The sequence below is a fragment of the Mycobacterium sp. IDUB_24 genome (assembly GCF_055419385.1).
The window spans coordinates 796,703-812,543 of sequence record NZ_JBVAXO010000002.1 but is presented as its reverse complement, the minus strand read 5'-3'; the positions used below and the strand labels follow the sequence as shown (position 1 = coordinate 812,543).

General features: G+C 65.5%; 16 protein-coding genes and 1 pseudogene. 12 read left to right on the top strand and 5 right to left on the bottom strand.

Annotation, left to right across the window (positions count from 1 at the left end; translation table 11 throughout):
• Nucleotides 1-17: 17 nt before the first annotated feature.
• Nucleotides 18-416, bottom strand: coding sequence for a cytidine deaminase (locus ACZYZF_RS11595; protein WP_463835748.1), 399 nt, complete (start codon nucleotides 414-416; stop codon nucleotides 18-20).
• 214 nt (nucleotides 417-630) lie between these two features.
• On the opposite strand from ACZYZF_RS11595, the gene sdhC reads away from it, so the two are divergent.
• The 4 genes from sdhC to ACZYZF_RS11575 are packed head-to-tail and all read left to right on the top strand — an operon-like array spanning nucleotide 631 to nucleotide 4,062.
• Nucleotides 631-1,047, top strand: a complete 417-nt coding sequence (sdhC, locus tag ACZYZF_RS11590; protein ID WP_463744767.1) for a succinate dehydrogenase, cytochrome b556 subunit — start codon at nucleotides 631-633, stop codon at nucleotides 1,045-1,047.
• A 47-nt stretch (nucleotides 1,048-1,094) separates the two neighbouring features.
• Nucleotides 1,095-1,517, top strand: coding sequence for a succinate dehydrogenase hydrophobic membrane anchor subunit (locus ACZYZF_RS11585; RefSeq protein WP_463745279.1), 423 nt, complete (start codon nucleotides 1,095-1,097; stop codon nucleotides 1,515-1,517).
• A gap of 3 nt (nucleotides 1,518-1,520) precedes the next feature.
• The gene (gene sdhA / locus ACZYZF_RS11580) at nucleotides 1,521-3,275 is read left to right on the top strand and encodes a succinate dehydrogenase flavoprotein subunit (RefSeq protein WP_463744768.1); all 1,755 of its coding nucleotides are present in this window, start codon (nucleotides 1,521-1,523) and stop codon (nucleotides 3,273-3,275) included.
• 1 nt (nucleotide 3,276) lies between these two features.
• Nucleotides 3,277-4,062 carry a succinate dehydrogenase iron-sulfur subunit gene (locus tag ACZYZF_RS11575; RefSeq protein WP_463744769.1) on the top strand — a complete coding sequence of 262 codons (786 nt, stop codon included), beginning with the start codon at nucleotides 3,277-3,279 and terminating at the stop codon, nucleotides 4,060-4,062.
• A 65-nt stretch (nucleotides 4,063-4,127) separates the two neighbouring features.
• On the opposite strand, the gene ACZYZF_RS11570 is transcribed toward ACZYZF_RS11575, so the two are convergent.
• Entirely contained in the window at nucleotides 4,128-4,979 is an 852-nt protein-coding gene (locus tag ACZYZF_RS11570; RefSeq protein ID WP_463835746.1) for a hypothetical protein, read from the bottom strand.
• A 58-nt stretch (nucleotides 4,980-5,037) separates the two neighbouring features.
• On the opposite strand from ACZYZF_RS11570, the pseudogene ACZYZF_RS11565 reads away from it, so the two are divergent.
• Together ACZYZF_RS11565 and ACZYZF_RS11560 are read left to right on the top strand one after the other, a co-directional pair.
• Nucleotides 5,038-5,652: pseudogene (locus ACZYZF_RS11565) on the top strand (carboxymuconolactone decarboxylase family protein); the annotation flags it as partial.
• Between the two features lie 12 nt (nucleotides 5,653-5,664).
• Nucleotides 5,665-6,456 carry a phosphatidylethanolamine N-methyltransferase family domain-containing protein gene (locus ACZYZF_RS11560; protein WP_463835744.1) on the top strand — a complete coding sequence of 264 codons (792 nt, stop codon included), beginning with the start codon at nucleotides 5,665-5,667 and terminating at the stop codon, nucleotides 6,454-6,456.
• Nucleotides 6,457-6,459: 3 nt separating this feature from the next.
• Here ACZYZF_RS11560 and ACZYZF_RS11555 read toward each other — a convergent pair whose 3' ends face one another.
• Genes ACZYZF_RS11555 through ACZYZF_RS11545 form a run of 3 tightly spaced genes read right to left on the bottom strand, consistent with a single transcriptional unit; the run spans nucleotide 6,460 to nucleotide 9,397 of the window.
• On the bottom strand, nucleotides 6,460-6,954 hold the full coding sequence (locus ACZYZF_RS11555; protein WP_463835742.1) for a PPOX class F420-dependent oxidoreductase: 495 nt from the start codon (nucleotides 6,952-6,954) through the stop codon (nucleotides 6,460-6,462).
• The gene (locus ACZYZF_RS11550; protein ID WP_463744772.1) at nucleotides 6,954-7,865 is read right to left on the bottom strand and encodes a sigma-70 family RNA polymerase sigma factor; all 912 of its coding nucleotides are present in this window, start codon (nucleotides 7,863-7,865) and stop codon (nucleotides 6,954-6,956) included. Before ACZYZF_RS11550 ends, ACZYZF_RS11555 begins: the two co-directional genes overlap by 1 nt.
• 44 nt (nucleotides 7,866-7,909) lie before the next feature.
• Nucleotides 7,910-9,397 carry a gamma-aminobutyraldehyde dehydrogenase gene (locus ACZYZF_RS11545; protein ID WP_463744773.1) on the bottom strand — a complete coding sequence of 496 codons (1,488 nt, stop codon included), beginning with the start codon at nucleotides 9,395-9,397 and terminating at the stop codon, nucleotides 7,910-7,912.
• A 122-nt stretch (nucleotides 9,398-9,519) separates the two neighbouring features.
• Here ACZYZF_RS11545 and ACZYZF_RS11540 point away from each other — a divergent pair, with 122 nt between their 5' ends.
• The 6 genes from ACZYZF_RS11540 (at nucleotide 9,520) to ACZYZF_RS11515 (ending at nucleotide 15,839) form a co-directional block, all read left to right on the top strand.
• On the top strand, nucleotides 9,520-10,035 hold the full coding sequence (locus ACZYZF_RS11540; RefSeq protein ID WP_463744774.1) for an Lrp/AsnC family transcriptional regulator: 516 nt from the start codon (nucleotides 9,520-9,522) through the stop codon (nucleotides 10,033-10,035).
• The gene (locus ACZYZF_RS11535) at nucleotides 10,032-11,417 is read left to right on the top strand and encodes an aspartate aminotransferase family protein (RefSeq protein WP_463744775.1); all 1,386 of its coding nucleotides are present in this window, start codon (nucleotides 10,032-10,034) and stop codon (nucleotides 11,415-11,417) included. The genes ACZYZF_RS11540 and ACZYZF_RS11535 overlap by 4 nt, the downstream gene beginning before the upstream one ends.
• 83 nt (nucleotides 11,418-11,500) lie before the next feature.
• Nucleotides 11,501-12,499, top strand: coding sequence for an SMP-30/gluconolactonase/LRE family protein (locus tag ACZYZF_RS11530; RefSeq protein WP_463835741.1), 999 nt, complete (start codon nucleotides 11,501-11,503; stop codon nucleotides 12,497-12,499).
• 156 nt (nucleotides 12,500-12,655) lie between these two features.
• Entirely contained in the window at nucleotides 12,656-13,870 is a 1,215-nt protein-coding gene (locus ACZYZF_RS11525) for a D-alanyl-D-alanine carboxypeptidase family protein (protein ID WP_463835739.1), read from the top strand.
• Between the two features lie 71 nt (nucleotides 13,871-13,941).
• Nucleotides 13,942-14,571, top strand: coding sequence for a TetR/AcrR family transcriptional regulator (locus ACZYZF_RS11520; protein WP_463744778.1), 630 nt, complete (start codon nucleotides 13,942-13,944; stop codon nucleotides 14,569-14,571).
• Nucleotides 14,568-15,839: a glycosyltransferase gene (locus tag ACZYZF_RS11515; RefSeq protein ID WP_463835738.1), complete on the top strand. Its 1,272-nt coding sequence runs from the start codon at nucleotides 14,568-14,570 to the stop codon at nucleotides 15,837-15,839. Before ACZYZF_RS11520 ends, ACZYZF_RS11515 begins: the two co-directional genes overlap by 4 nt.
• Nucleotides 15,840-15,841: the final 2 nt, after the last annotated feature.

Below are 15,841 nucleotides of genomic sequence, written 5' to 3'. Positions count from 1 at the left end.
TGTTGGACCACTTGGCCTTACCTACGCTCCAGATCCGCGGGACCGAAGGCATCGGGGAGCAGCTCGTGCAGCGGGCGCGGGCCGTGCCGATGGTCGATGAGCAACTCGGGACCGCCGTGTTCGAGCAGCACCTGCCGACAGCGCCCGCAAGGCATCAAAACGCCCCCGTCGGGGCCCACACACGACAGCGCGATGAGCCTTCCGCCACCGCCGGAATGGAGGGCACAGGCCACAGCGCACTCGGCACAGAGACCTAGGCCATATGAGACATTCTCCACATTGCATCCGGTGACGACGCGGCCGTCGTCGACCAGAGCGGCAGCCCCCACCGAATATCCCGAATATGGCGCATAGGCGTGAGATGATGCTTCGATTGCCTTGTGACGCAACAGATCCCAGTCAACGGCAACCGTCACGAGACAACCCCCGACACAGGTTCTGAATGCATTCCGAAACCCCAATTCGCGGCGCGCACTGCAAGATAGGTAAGCCTAACTTTCATGCGATTTTCAGGTCGAACGGCTCAACCGTAATTCCTTCGCCAGTACAAATGGGTTTAGAGTCGCCCCGAGGTTTGGGGCTAATTCACTCCGCAGTCCCGAACGTCCACCGAAGACGTTGGAGGGCGAGATGAGTACTCAGACGGAGGTGCCGGCTCCGCAACCCAGGAAGACCCGTCGGCGCACCCTGTACAAGGGTGATCCGGGAATGTGGTCCTGGGTATTGCACCGTATTACCGGTGCCACAATTTTCTTCTTCCTGTTCGTACATGTCCTTGATACCGCGCTGGTCCGGGTGAGCCCGCAGGCCTACAACGAGGTCATCGAGACGTACAAGACACCCATCGTCGGATTGATGGAGATGGGCTTGGTCGCCGCGGTGCTGTTTCACGCACTGAACGGCATCCGCGTCATCCTCATCGACTTCTGGCAGCAGGGTCCCCGCTACCAGCGGCAGATGCTCGCGGTCGCCGTCGGCCTCTTTGCCGTGGTCCTCATCGCAGCACTAGGAGTCATCGGTATGCACATGGTGGAGCGGTTCCTGTGAGCGCGCCAGGAGCGGGCGAGTCGCGGTTGGGCCGTCCGGCACCGGTGATGGAACGTGAGCACGACCGGCCCGCCGCGCTGGACCACCCGCGCGCGCCCCGTCGTGCCCGCGGCATTCCGTACTTCGAGAAGTACGCCTGGCTGTTCATGAGATTTTCTGGTTTGGCACTCGTCTTTCTGGCGCTCGGCCACCTGTTCATCATGCTGATGTGGCAGGACGGCGTGTACCGCATCGACTTCAACTATGTCGCACAGCGCTGGGCCTCGCCGTTCTGGCAGATCTGGGACATGGCCCTGCTGTGGCTCGCGATGATCCACGGCGCCAACGGCCTGCGCACCATCATCGGGGACTATGCCCGTAAGAACGTCACGAAGTTCTACCTGAATTCGCTGCTTCTGCTGGCGACAGGGTTCACGTTGGTTCTGGGTACCTATGTCCTGGTCACCTTCGACCCGAATATTGGGGGCTAACCAATGATTCAGGAACATCGCTACGACGTCGTCATCGTCGGTGCCGGCGGCGCCGGCATGCGCGCGGCCGTCGAGGCCGGTCCGCGCGTCCGCACCGCCGTGCTGACCAAGCTGTACCCGACGCGCTCCCACACCGGCGCAGCGCAGGGCGGCATGTGCGCCGCGCTGGCCAACGTCGAAGAGGACAACTGGGAGTGGCACACCTTCGACACCGTCAAGGGCGGCGACTACCTCGCTGACCAGGACGCCGTCGAGATCATGGCCAAGGAAGCCATCGACGCGGTGCTGGACCTCGAGAAGATGGGCATGCCGTTCAACCGGACGCCCGAGGGCCGCATCGACCAGCGCCGGTTCGGCGGGCACACCCGCGACCACGGCAAGGCCCCGGTGCGCCGGGCCTGTTACGCCGCTGACCGTACCGGTCACATGATCCTGCAGACGCTGTACCAAAACTGCGTCAAGCACGACGTCGAGTTCTTCAACGAGTTCTACGCGCTGGACATCGCGCTGACCGACACCCCGGCGGGCCCGGTGGCCACCGGCGTCATCGCCTACGAGCTCGCGACCGGCGACATCCATATCTTCCATGCCAAGGCGGTCGTCTTCGCCACCGGCGGTTCGGGCCGGATGTACAAGACCACCTCCAACGCCCACACCCTGACCGGTGACGGCCTGGGCATCATCTTCCGCAAGGGACTTCCCTTGGAGGACATGGAGTTCCACCAGTTCCACCCGACCGGCCTGGCCGGCCTGGGCATCCTGATCTCCGAGGCCGTACGCGGCGAGGGCGGTCGTCTGCTCAACGGCGAGGGTGAGCGGTTCATGGAGCGCTACGCGCCGACGATCGTCGACCTCGCGCCGCGTGACATCGTCGCCCGGTCGATGGTGCTCGAGGTGCTCGAAGGCCGTGGCGCCGGACCGAACAAGGACTACGTCTACATCGACGTGCGTCACCTCGGCGCGGACGTGCTGGAAGCCAAGCTGCCCGACATCACCGAGTTCGCCCGCACCTACCTGGGTGTGGACCCGGTGACCGAACTGGTGCCGGTCTACCCGACCTGCCACTACGTCATGGGCGGCATCCCGACCACGATCCACGGACAGGTCCTGCGCGACAACACCAACGTCATCCCCGGCCTGTACGCCGCGGGTGAATGCGCGTGCGTGTCGGTGCACGGTGCCAACCGTCTGGGCACCAACTCGCTGCTGGACATCAACGTGTTCGGCCGTCGCGCCGGTATCGCCGCCGCGGAGTACGCCGCCAACCACAATCACGTCGACCTGCCGGAGAGCCCGGCCGATATGGTCGTCGGCTGGGTCGGCGACATCCTGTCGGAGCACGGCAACGAGCGCGTCGCCGACATCCGCACCGCACTGCAGCAGTCGATGGACAACAACGCCGCGGTGTTCCGCACCGAGGAGACACTCAAGCAGGCGCTCACCGACATCCACGCACTCAAGGAGCGGTACAGCCGAATCACGGTGCACGACAAGGGCAAGCGCTACAACAGCGACCTGCTCGAGGCCATCGAGCTGGGCTTCCTGCTGGAGCTGGCCGAGGTGACCGTGGTCGGTGCGCTGAACCGCAAGGAGTCCCGCGGCGGGCACGCGCGTGAGGATTACCCGGACCGCGACGACACCAACTACATGCGGCACACCATGGCCTACAAGGAGGGCGAAGACCTGCTCTCCGACATCCGGCTGGATTACAAGCCCGTGGTCCAGACCCGCTACGAGCCGATGGAGCGGAAGTACTGATATGAGTGCACCCGTAATCGACAAGCCCGAAGCCGGCGACCCGGAGCTGCCACCCGTGCCCGAGGGCGCGGTCATGGTCACCCTCAAGATCGCCCGGTTCAACCCCGAGGACCCCGACGCCGCGGGCTGGCAGAGCTTCCGAGTTCCCTGCCTGCCGTCAGACCGGCTGCTGAACCTGCTGCTCTACGTGAAGGGCTACCTGGACGGCACGCTGACCTTCCGCCGCTCCTGCGCCCACGGCGTGTGTGGCTCGGATGCCATGCGCATCAACGGCGTGAACCGGCTGGCCTGCAAGGTGCTCATGCGCGACCTGCTGCCCAAGAAGGCCGGCAAGCAGCTCACCATCACCATCGAGCCGATCCGCGGCCTGCCCGTGGAGAAGGACCTCGTGGTGGACATGGAGCCGTTCTTCGACGCCTACCGCGCCGTGAAGCCGTACCTGATCACCAGCGGCAACCCGCCCACCAAGGAGCGCATCCAGAGCGCCACCGACCGGGCCCGCTACGACGACACCACCAAGTGCATCCTGTGTGCGTGCTGCACCACGTCGTGCCCGGTCTACTGGAGTGAGGGGTCGTACTTCGGCCCGGCCGCGATCGTCAACGCGCACCGGTTCATCTTCGATTCGCGTGACGAGGCGGCCGCCGAGCGGCTGGACATCCTCAACGAGGTCGACGGTGTGTGGCGCTGCCGCACCACGTTCAACTGCACCGAGGCCTGCCCACGTGGCATCCAGGTGACTCAGGCGATCCAGGAGGTCAAGCGCGCTTTGATGTTCGCGCGCTGAGTTCTTTGGCTTTGTGCCGAGTGTGAAGAAGATCGCGAGATTTCTCGGAAATCTGGCGATCTTCTTCACGTTGGGCAACCCGCCGCGCGCAGTGCGTCGCGGGTGCGGGCGATGATCACGCGTTGGCGGTGACGAAGCAGGTCAGCGCCAACCCGGACTATCCGCCAGTCGAGTTCGCGGTACTCCGCATCCTGGTCGATGTCCTTGGTGCGTTGTCTCGGATCGGTCCAATGCTGAATGCCGTCATATTGCACGCCAACCTTCCATTCCGGCCAACCCATGTCGATGCGTCCCACCTGCTCACCCCAGTAACCGAACACTTCGATCTGAGTCTGGGTCGGCCTCATGCCAGCCTCGGTATAGAGCAAGCGGAGGCGGGTTTCCTGCGGTGACTCAGCACCGTAGTCGGCAAGGTCGAGTACCCGCCGCAGTTGCACGAGTCCACGCACGCCCCGGTGCTCTCTGACAAGTGCCTGTATGTCAACAAGTTTCAGATCGCACGCCTGCAGCAGTGCGTCCACGCGCTCAACCGCGATGCCTTGCCCTCGCCGCCGACCAAGGTCGAACGCAGTCCTGGCCGGTGTCGTTACCCGGACACCGTCGACCACACAGATCTCGTCATGTGCGAGCTTGTCACTGTGCAGGATGATGCCGGAGGTCTTGTGCCGGCTCGCGTGATTCAGCTCGGCGGGCAGTTTCGCATCGATCCACTTAGAGCCGTGGAGCGCAGCCGCCGACAATCCGGCTACGACCGCTCGTCGCTCCGACCACAACCAGGCAGCGATCGCCTTGTCGACGGGATTGAGCACGGTACCGCGCGGGACATAGACGTCCCAGTGCACCATGTCGTAACGCGTGGTCAGCTGATACCGATTGAGCTTGCCGGCCGCGAGCGCCTCGGAACCCAAAAATGGCATACGGGTATGACGCAGCGCAGGTCAACGAGGTTCCACCGCCCGCGAGCGCTCGGCGCTGTCACACATTCAGGGGCTGCCTCGTCTAACTGATATGACCGAGACAAAGGCCCGAATCCCCGCGGTAACCCCCAAGCAAGCCGGCCTCCTGACCCGCGCCATGTACTGGTACGCCAAGCGCGAGTTCGGTGAGGTGCCCGAGCCGTTCGCCGTGGCCGCAAACCACCCGCGCCTGCTGCTCGCCAACGGCGTCCACGAGATGCTGTTGCAGGGTGGCTCCAAGAAGCTGCCCGCAACGGTCCGCGAGCTCGCGGTGTTCTGGACCGCCCGCACGGTCGGCTGCTCGTGGTGCGTCGACTTCGGCTCCATGCTGATGCGGCTGGAGAACCTCGACGTGGAGCGGCTCAAGTCGATCGACGACTACGCCACCTCGCCGTTGTTCACCGAGGACGAGCGCGCCGCGATCGCCTACGCCGACGCGATGACGACTGATCCGCACACCGTCACCGACGAGCAGGTTGCCGACCTACGCCGGCGCTTCGGCGACGACGGCGTCATCGAGCTGACCTACCAGATCGGCGTGGAGAACATGCGATCGCGGATGTACTCGGCTCTGGGCATCACCGAGCAGGGCTTCAACTCCGGGGATGCGTGCCGGGTGCCTTGGGCACAGTGATAGACAAGCCGAGTGCATTGGTATACCGGCAACACGTTCTATGACACGGTGCTGACAGCGGCCTTCGTGTTCGCCGCATTCGTGATCATCGGCGGTTTCTTCGCGCAGAGCTCCTATGGGCGCTTCTCGACGACGAAACTCGGCCTCAACCTCAACCCGAAGCTCGGCTGGTGGCTGATGGAGATACCCGCGACCGTGGTGTTCTTGGTCAGCTATCTGGCCGGGCCGAACCGATTCGAGCCGACATCACTTGTGCTCGCCGGAATTTGGATGCTGCACTACGCCAACCGGGGGTGGTTCTTCCCGCTCGCGATCCGCCAGGTTCCGGGCAAGCGCGGCACCTTCAACATCTCGGTGATCGTCATGGGCATGCTCGTCACCTCGATGCACGGTTACCTCAACGGCACCCTGTTCAGCCACGACTTCTTCGGGCAGTACACCACTGCCTGGCTGACCGATCCGCGATTCCTGATCGGGTTGGCGATCTACCTGTGCGGGTTCGCGCTGCTGGTCAACTCGGAATCGATCGTGCGCAACCTGCGGGACAAGAACAATCCCGGTGTTGCCGAATATCGGATTCCGTTCGGTGGCGGGTTCCGGTTCGTCACCAGCCCGGCATATCTCGGCGAGATCATCGCCTGGTCCGGCTTCGCGTTGCTGACCTGGGCCCTGCCCGGCGTTGCCATCTTGCTGATCACCGCGGGCAATCTGATTCCCCGGGCGCTGGGCACTCACAGTTGGTATCAGGACAAGTTTCCCGAGTACCCCACCGACCGCAAGGCGCTGATCCCCTACGTTCTGTGATGGTCACGCCGGAGCAGGCGTGATCTCGATGAAAGCGATTGGCATGTCCATGGTTTGGCTGCCGTAGTCGAGGGTGCGCTCGAACAGTTTCATGGGGGCGCTCCAATTGGCGGCGATCACTGCGTCGGCGTGCGCGTGTTCTGCCTCGGGCAAGACACGCGCCACGCCGGCCACCACCGGGCCGATGGGTTTGCCACGCAGATTGCTCGCCACCACAAGCACATTCGGGTTGCTGCGGATGCGCTTGACCTTCCCGGTCGACGCATCGGTGCGCACGTAGAGCTTCCCGTCTGCCACACCGTGGTTGATCGGGCTGGGCATTGCCTCACCTGAGCGTTTGAACGTCACCAACACGATCTGCCGATGGTTCTCGAACCCGGCGAAATCCGACCCCGTTGCCGGGCCGATGTCGAAGGCCTCACGGTGGCGCATCTTGTCCATGCCGCGGAACATCATTCGACTGAGCGTGTGGGCCATCGTTCCGGGTTCGTTCGGCATCACTGTGCACCTCGTCTCAGTGGGGATCCGGTGAACTTGTCGGGGTTGGCGATATCCCACACCGCGCAGACCTTGCCGTCGCGGACCGTGAAGACCGTGACACGCGGCATCATCTCGGGGTATCCGTCGCCGGCCGGCGCGCCCGTCGTATAGAGGCCCAACTGGCCGTTGACAAGCGCGAATTGGCTGCCTGCCAACCAATTCGGCCCATAACGTTGAGACAGTCCGAGGATGAACCGGGCCACCTTGTCCGGACCGTGGATGACGCGGGCAGCCGTCGGGGCGCGACGGTTCGAATCGCCGGTGAAGGTGACGTCGGGATGCAGCAGCCGGACAACGGCGTCGAGCTCCCCCGACGCCAGGGCGGCCATCAGCTCGCCGGCCACCTGGTTGTGCAGATCGTCGGGCGAAGACGGCGGAGGATTGTCGGCGACCGCGCGGCGGGCCCGCGACGCCAACTGGCGGGCGGAGGCGTCGCTGACCCCGAGCACACCGGCGATCTCGCTGAACGGCAGGCCGAACCCGTCATGCAGCACGAAGGCCACCCGCTGATCGGGGGTGAGCCGCTCCAGCACCACCATCGCCGCGAACCGGGCGTCTTCCCCGGCCACCACCGCGTTGAGTGGGTCGCTCGCGTCGAGCCCGGTCACGACGGGCTCCGGCAGCCATTCGCCGTAATAAGCCTCGCGGCGGTGCGCCGCAGAGCGCAACCGGTCCAGGCCGAGCCGGCTGACCACGGTGGTCAGCCAGGCCCGCAGGTCGGCGATCGCGGTCTGGTTGTCATGCCAGCGCAGCCAGGCGTCCTGCACGATGTCTTCGGCATCGGCATAGGTACCCGTCAACCGGTAGGCGACCGCCAGCAGGTGCGGCCGCAGCGCCTCGAATTCATCGGTGCGCGCCGCAGTGGTCACGATCCCAGCTTAATCCCGCCGTGTGACAGCGGCATGGACGAGCCCTAGCGCCTCGTGAAAACCGTCCGGTGCCACTCTTTTTCGGCGACACCAGTGATGTCGCTCATCACGTGCTTGATGGTGAGGTACTCCTCGAACGAGTAGTCGCTCATGTCCTTGCCGAAGCCCGACGCGCCGACGCCGCCGTGCGGCATTTCGGAGATGATCGGGATGTGGTCGTTGACCCACACGCAGCCGGCGTTGATCTCGCGGGAAGCCCGCTGCGCGCGGTACACGTCGCGGGTCCAGGCCGAGGCAGCCAGCCCGTAGTCGGTGTCGTTGGCCTGCCGGATCGCGTCGTCGTCATCGGTGAACGCCCGCACGGTCAGCACCGGACCGAAGATCTCGTCGCGATACACCTCAGACGTTTCGGCGACGTCGGCGATCAGGGTGGGCCGGTAGAACGCGCCCGGCAGATCGGGCGCCACACCACCGGTGACGACGCGGCCACCCTGCCCGGGCGCCCGAGCCACCATCTGCGCGACCTTGTCGCGGTGCGCGAACGAGATCAGCGGTCCCAGGTCGGTGTCGGGGTCGTGCGGGTCGCCGACGACGATCTTGCTCATCACCTCGGCGACACCGGCGACGAAGTCGTCATACAGGTCGCGGGCCACGATCGCCCTGGTCGCAGCGGTGCAGTCCTGGCCGGTGTTGATCAGGGCACCCGCCACCGCACCCTGAATCGCGGCGTCCAGGTCGGCGTCATCGAAGACGACGAACGGGGCCTTGCCGCCCAATTCGAGCTGGGTGCGGTGCCCGTGGGCGGCCGCGGCGGACATCACCTTGCGACCGACGGCTGTGGAACCGGTGAAGGTGACGACGTCGACGTCGCGATGGCCGGCCAGTGCGGTGCCGACGTCGGCGCCACCTCCGGTGACCACGTTGAACACGCCGTCGGGCAGGCCCGCCTCAGTGGCCAGCCGCGCCAATGTCAGCGTGGTCAGCGGGGTGATCTCGGCGGGTTTGATGACGACGGAGCAGCCTGCCGCCAAGGCCGGGATGACCTTCCACACCGCCATCTGCAGTGGGTAGTTCCACGGGGTGATGGTCGCGACCACGCCGACCGCGTCGCGTCGGATGCTCGACGTGTGGTCACCGGAGTACTCGGCGGTGGCCTTGCCCTCGAGGCGGCGGGCAGCACCGGCGAAGAAGTCGATGTTGTCGACGCTGCCGGGGACATCGAATTCGGTGGCCAGCCGCACCGGTTTGCCGGTCTGGCTGACCTCTTCGGCAACCAGCTGATCAGCATGCTCGTCGGCGAGCTTGGCCAGCTTGGCCAGCACCGCCGACCGCTCGGCCGGCGTTGCCTTGGACCAGCTGGGAAATGCCGCCCGGGCGGCTGCGACGGCGGAGTCCACATCAGCCGGGGTGGCCAGGGCATAGTCGGCAACAGCCTGCCCGGTGGCCGGGTCGATGATCTGGTGGACGGGCCCAGCCGTCGCGACCGGCGCACCGCTGATCCAGCTGCTCGTCACATTTACTGCCACGCTCATGGAGCCCCACGGTAACCGATGGCAGATTTGATCTCTACGCAATCCCGCGTTCGATACGCTCAAAACAAGGGATTTCATCGATTCAGTTGCCGCAAACGACGGATTCCGTGCACAATCGGTGCATGAGCAACCCGGAGGGTGACGACCTTCAGCCCGTCCAGCTGCGGGTGAACAACAATTCTCGCACCGCCTTTCAACTCGACGATCTGTCGAAGGCGATCATCGAGAAGTTGCAGGCCGACGGCCGCCGTTCGTACGCCGGAATCGGCAAGGCCGTGGGCTTGTCCGAGGCAGCAGTACGCCAGCGCGTGCAGCGCATGGTCGACGCGGGCGTCATGCAGATCGTCGCGGTGACCGATCCGCTGCAACTCGGGTTCGCCCGCCAGGCGATGATCGGCATCCGCTGCACCGGCGACACCCTGAAGCTGGCCGAAAAACTCTCCGCCATCGACGCCGTCGACTACGTGGTACTGACCGCCGGATCGTTCGACGCCATCATCGAAGTGGTCTGCGAGGACGACGACAGCCTCCTCGAGCTTCTCAACACCAAGATCCGCTCGCTTCCGGGAGTGATAACCACCGAAACCCTTGTTTACCTGAAACTCGTGAAACAGCAATACAATTGGGGAACTCGATGAGTATCACAGAAACTGCACCGACCACCACTTCAGATCTGGCCGCCAAAGCCAACCGCCACCTGTGGGGACATTTCTCCCGGCACGGCGAGGGCATCACACCGCCCATCATCACCCGCGGCGAGGGTGTCCGAATCTTCGACGACAAGGGCAAGAGCTATATCGACGGCCTGTCCGGCCTGTTCGTCGTCCAAGTTGGGCACGGCCGCAAGGAACTTGCCGAGGCCGCGGCCAAACAGGCGGAGAAGCTGTCCTTCTTCCCGCTGTGGTCCTACGCCACCCCGCCGGCCATCGAACTGGCCGAGCGGGTCGCCAACTTCGCGCCGGGCGACCTGAACCGGGTCTTCTTCACCACCGGCGGAGGCGAGGCCGTCGAGAGCGCGTGGAAACTGGCCAAGCAGTACTTCAAGCTGACCGGCAAGCCGGGCAAATACAAGGTGATATCGCGCTCCATCGCGTATCACGGCACGCCGCAGGGAGCCCTGGCCATCACCGGCATCCCGGCGTTCAAGGCGCCGTTCGATCCGCCTACCCCCGGCGGTTTCCGTGTGCCCAACACGAACTTCTATCGGGCGCCCGCCGAATACGGGCACGACGAGAAGGCCTTCGGCCGGTACTGCGCCGACCGGATCGCCGAGTCGATCGAATTCGAGGGCCCCGACACCGTCGCCGCGGTGTTCCTGGAACCGGTGCAGAACGCCGGTGGCTGCTTCCCACCGCCGCCCGGGTACTTCGAGCGAGTGCGCGAGATCTGCGACGAGTACGACGTGCTGCTGGTGTCCGACGAGGTGATCTGCGCCTACGGCCGCATCGGTTCGATGTTCGCCTGCGACGACTTCGGCTACGTGCCGGACATCATCACCAGCGCCAAGGGCCTGACGTCGGGCTACTCCCCGCTGGGCGCGATGGTGGCCAGCGACCGGTTGTTCGAGCCGTTCAATGACGGCAAGACGGTCTTCGGCCACGGCTATACCTTTGGCGGGCACCCGGTTTCGGCCGCGGTCGCCATGGCCAACCTCGACATCTTCGAACGCGAGGGCATCAACGACCACGTCAAGGAAGCCGCCCCGGCCTTCCGGGCCACCTTGGAGAAGCTCTACGACCTGCCCATCGTCGGCGATGTCCGCGGTGAGGGCTTTTTCTACGGCATCGAGCTCGTCAAGGACAAGGCGACCAAGGAGACGTTCAACGACGAAGAGTCCGAGCGGCTGCTGCGCGGGTTCCTGACCCCCGCACTGTGGGAGGCCGGGCTGTACTGCCGCGCCGACGACCGTGGCGACCCAGTGATCCAGCTGGCCCCGCCGCTGATCAGTGGCCAGGCGGAGTTCGATGCGATCTACGAAATCCTGCACGGCGTACTGTCCGAAGCCGGAAAGCTGCTCTGACCTGAACTTGCCGAGCGTGCGGTGAGATCGAGTTCTCGCGCGAAATCACGATCTCAGCGCACTCTCGGCGTCAGACTGGCGGCGTGCCGCGCAAACCGCCGATAGATCCAGTCCGCTGGACACCGCCTCCCATTGACGAGCTGCCGAATTTCGGGCCGGCCGAGCTTACCGTCGTGCCGGTGCCCGGCGACGGGCCGGAGGATGTTGTCGTCGACTCATCCGGACAACTGTGGACCGGTTTGGAGGACGGCCGCATCGTGCGGGTTTCGCCCGACGGGGCGGCCGCAGTGGTGGCTGACACCGGCGGCCGCCCACTGGGCATGCACGTTGCCCGCGACGGGCGAGTGCTGATCTGCGACAGCCACCGCGGGCTGTTGGCCTTGGATCCTGATTCCGCAGTGTTGTCCACGCTTGTGGAGTCAGTGGACGGCCGTCCACTGAAATTCTGCTCGAACGTCACCGAGACTGCAGGCGGCACAATCTATTTCACCGAGTCGACCAGCCAGTTCCATATCGAGCATTTCCCTGGAGCGATCATGGAGGCCCGCGGGCGTGGCGGCCTGTTCCGGCTGGATACCGACGGCTCGGTCACCACGTTGCTGGATGGCCTGTACTTCGCCAACGGCTTGACCACCACCGCCGACGAGTCAGCACTCGTGTTCGCCGAAACCCAGGGCCGGCGGCTGTCCAAGTACTGGCTGAGCGGGCCACAGGCCGGGACGGTGACACCGCTGACGGTGCACCTGCCGGGGTATCCGGACAACATCTCCACCGGTGCCGACGGTCGGATCTGGGTAGCCATGGTGTCACCACCCAACGCGGCTGCTGAGGCGCTCGCACCTCATGCGCCGGTGATCCGAAAACTGCTGTGGCGGTTGCCCGATCGTCTGCAGCCGAAGATCAAGCCACAGGTGTGGGTGCTGGCGTTCGACGCCGACTCCGGCGAGGTGCTCACGGGTATCCAGACCACACGTCCCGACTTCGGCACCGTCACCGGGGTGGTGGAATCGGCGGGCAAGCTGTGGATGTCGACGATCGCCTTCCCTTCTCTGGCCTACGCCGAACTCCGCGACTTGGGTTAGCCGCGATGCCGTCACCTACCGCCCGAGGTGACAGGCGGCACGTCGACGGCGCCGAGCGGAAGCACCGGTCGCCAACCCCCAGTTTTCACACCAGTCACACACGTCACAGCGTGGCAAACCGGAAATCGGTGCCGAATCGCCTAACCTTCGGTCACGATGGCGACGTTGCGCAGGACCGCTCAGCGCGCAGTGTCCGCATTCGCGGCACTGGCGATGCTGACGGCACCCCTCATGACAGCCGGCGTGGCCAATGCCGACCCGGCCCCGGAATGCCCGTACAAGGTGACGACACCTCCGGCCGTGGACGCCTCCGAGGTACCCAAGCCGGGCGAAGCCGCACCCGGCCCGCTACCGGTGCCCACCAAGACGATTGGCGGCGAGGCGCTGTCGGGTTGCGGCGTGATCACCGCGGCGAACACCCCACCACTGCCCAACGACGTCTCCGCCGAGTCCTGGGTGGTCGCCGATCTCGACACCGGCGACATTATCGCCGCCAAAGACCCGCACGGACGTCACCGTCCGGCGAGCATCATCAAGGTGTTGGTGGCCACCGCCGCGCTCAACGAACTCAACCTCAACAAGTTGGTTGCCGGCACCCAGGATGACGCCAACTCCGAGGGCACCCGGGTAGGCGTCGGGCCCGGCGGCCAGTACACCATCAACGACCTGCTGCACGGTCTGCTGATGCACTCCGGCAACGACGCCGCGCATGCCTTGGCCGCCCAGTTGGGCGGCATGGACCCCGCGCTGCAGAAGCTGAACATTCTGGCCGGCAAGCTCGGTGGCCGCGACACCCGGGCGGCCACCCCGTCGGGCCTCGACGGACCCGGTATGAGCACCTCCGCCTACGACATCGGCCTGTTCTACCGATATGCCTGGCAGAACCCGGCATTCGCCGACATTGTCGCCACCCAGACCTACGATTTTCCCGGCCGCGACGGCAATCCGTCCTACCCGGTGGAGAACGACAACAAGCTGCTCTACAACTACCCGGGCGCGATGGGCGGCAAGACCGGATACACCGATGACGCGGGGCAGACCTTCGTCGGCGCGGCCAACCGTGACGGTCGGCGCCTGGTGGCCATCTTGATGAAGGGCACCCGGGTACCGATCGCGCCATGGGAACAGGCGGCACACCTGCTCGACTACGGGTTCGCCACTCCTCCGGGAACCAAGGTCGGGTCCCTGGTCGACCCCGATCCGTCGCTGATCACCCCCAAGGCCGACCAACCGACCGCTGCCCAGGCGGCTTCGGTTCTGCCACCGGCGGATTCACTGCCGGTGCGGGTCGGCGTGGCGATCGTCGGCGCCGTGATCGTGTTCCTGTTGATCATGGGTGCGCGGTCGCTGAATCGGCGTCCCGCCCGCTGATCCACACCTTCCTGTTGGCCACTTGCAGCCACCTCTTGCCAATTTCTGACCGACCGGTCTAATCTCAGACCATGCGGTCAGAACGCACGAAGACGTTCACCGAACAGGCCCGCCGTCGGCAGATTGTCGAAGGCGCCCTTGAGGTGATCGCCGAGCAGGGCTATCCACAGGCGTCGCTGGCGCGGATCGCCGAACACATCGGTATCGCGAAAAGCGCTGTGTTGTATCACTTCACCAGCAAGTCGGAAGTGGTCGAGGCGGTATTCACCGAGATCTTCACGCGTGGCGCCGCGGTGATCGTCCCAGCGGTCAACGCCGAAACAACCTCGGCGGCAAAGCTGTCCGCCTACATCCGGGCCAACATTGCGTTCGTCGCGGCCAACCGGTCGGCGGCCGTGGCGATGCTGGAGCTCATCTCCGGATACCGCGACGCGGACGGACTGCGGGTCGATCAGGCCGCGGCCAAAGCGGTCCAGGAGAATCCGCCGACCGGAGACCTGGCCGCTCTCGACCCGCAGAGCATCTTCGCCGCCGGCCTACAAAGCGGTGAGTTCCGGAAACTGTCGCCGCCGTTCATGAAGAACATCCTGCGCGGCGGGCTGGACAGCGCAGCCCAGGAGTACGCGCGCGACCCCGACTACGACGTGATCGCGCACGGCGAAGTACTCGTCGACATCTTCGAGAAGGCCACCGCGCCGTGACCACCATCGTCATCGCCGCCTTCGGCAGCCGCGGGGACGTCGCCCCGTACACGGGTCTGGCGCGAAGCCTCACCCAGGAGGGTTACCACGTCGCGGTCGCCGCCCAGGAGCCGTACCGGGAACTCGTGTGCGCCTCCGGAACTGAATTCCGCTCACTGCCTGGGGATACCGAACGCGCGACCAAGGCTTCACCGGTCGCGCAGGCGTTCATCGACGGGGGCAGGATGCGGCCGTCCCGGGCCCTGCTCGGCGAGATGCGCGAGGATCTGCGCCGGCTGGGCGGAGGCTTGATCGAGGCAGCGAAAGATGCTGACCTACTGCTGCTTCCATCCGTCGCGGCTCTCCTCGGATACCACGTCGCCGAAGGACTCGGCATCCCCAGCGCCGGGGTGCTACTCCAACCGACCGCACCCACCGGCGACTTCCTGCCGTCAGTGCTCAGCGCCCGATCGCTCGGTCGCTGGGGCAACCGCGTCGTCGGCCGGTTGGGCGCGCTCGGCGAGAAGCCGCACCTGGCGCTGATCAACGAGCTACGCGCCGAGCTCGGGCTGCGCCCGACCACGTTGGCGGGGTATCAGGACAGACGCGCAGCCACCTGGCCCATCCTGCACGGGTTCAGTGAGCACGTGGTGCCGCGCCCCGCGGACTGGCCGGCACACCTGCAGGTCACCGGCTACTGGTGGCCATCAGAGCCCGATAACTGGTCTCCGCCAGGGCAACTGGTCGACTTCCTGCAGGCCGGTCCGCCACCGGTATTCGTCGGCCTCGGCAGTACCGCAACCGCGCGGGGACCCGAGCTGTCCGACACCATCAGCTCAGCGCTGCGTGCCACCGGCACGAGGGCGGTGGTGCAGACCGGCTGGGCCGGGCTGCACTGCAGCGGGGACGACGTTCTGATGATCGACGACCTGCCGCACTCATGGTTGTTTCCCCGGGTCGCTGCGGTCGTGCACCATTGCGGTGCGGGTACCACCGCAGCAACCCTCCGGGCTGGTGTTCCGTCGATACCCGTCACCGGGATCATGGATCAACCGTTCTGGGCGAAGCGGCTGCGACTCCTGGGCGCCGCACCTCCCGCCCTTCCGCGCGCCAAGGTAACCGCCTCCGAACTCGCCAGCGCCCTCCGCGAGGTCTGCGGCAATCCGTCGTATCGGGCACGCGCTCAACATCTCTCGAACCTGCTCGCCGCTGAGGACGGAGCGGGTTCGGCAACGCACCGCATCACCGAACTGCTCGCACGATCACAGGAGGTTCATCATGGCAAGTGACG

Excerpts from the sequence above, each read along its gene's own strand:
- sdhC (WP_463744767.1), top strand. The coding sequence starts at position 631 with ATGAGTACTCAGACGGAGGTGCCGGCTCCGCAACCCAGGAAGACCCGT.
- ACZYZF_RS11585 (WP_463745279.1), top strand. The coding sequence starts at position 1,095 with ATGGAACGTGAGCACGACCGGCCCGCCGCGCTGGACCACCCGCGCGCG.
- sdhA (WP_463744768.1), top strand. The coding sequence starts at position 1,521 with ATGATTCAGGAACATCGCTACGACGTCGTCATCGTCGGTGCCGGCGGC.
- ACZYZF_RS11575 (WP_463744769.1), top strand. The coding sequence starts at position 3,277 with ATGAGTGCACCCGTAATCGACAAGCCCGAAGCCGGCGACCCGGAGCTG.
- ACZYZF_RS11570 (WP_463835746.1), bottom strand. The coding sequence starts at position 4,979 with ATGCCATTTTTGGGTTCCGAGGCGCTCGCGGCCGGCAAGCTCAATCGG.
- ACZYZF_RS11555 (WP_463835742.1), bottom strand. The coding sequence starts at position 6,954 with ATGCCGAACGAACCCGGAACGATGGCCCACACGCTCAGTCGAATGATG.
- ACZYZF_RS11545 (WP_463744773.1), bottom strand. The coding sequence starts at position 9,397 with ATGAGCGTGGCAGTAAATGTGACGAGCAGCTGGATCAGCGGTGCGCCG.
- ACZYZF_RS11540 (WP_463744774.1), top strand. The coding sequence starts at position 9,520 with ATGAGCAACCCGGAGGGTGACGACCTTCAGCCCGTCCAGCTGCGGGTG.
- ACZYZF_RS11535 (WP_463744775.1), top strand. The coding sequence starts at position 10,032 with ATGAGTATCACAGAAACTGCACCGACCACCACTTCAGATCTGGCCGCC.
- ACZYZF_RS11525 (WP_463835739.1), top strand. The coding sequence starts at position 12,656 with ATGGCGACGTTGCGCAGGACCGCTCAGCGCGCAGTGTCCGCATTCGCG.
- ACZYZF_RS11520 (WP_463744778.1), top strand. The coding sequence starts at position 13,942 with ATGCGGTCAGAACGCACGAAGACGTTCACCGAACAGGCCCGCCGTCGG.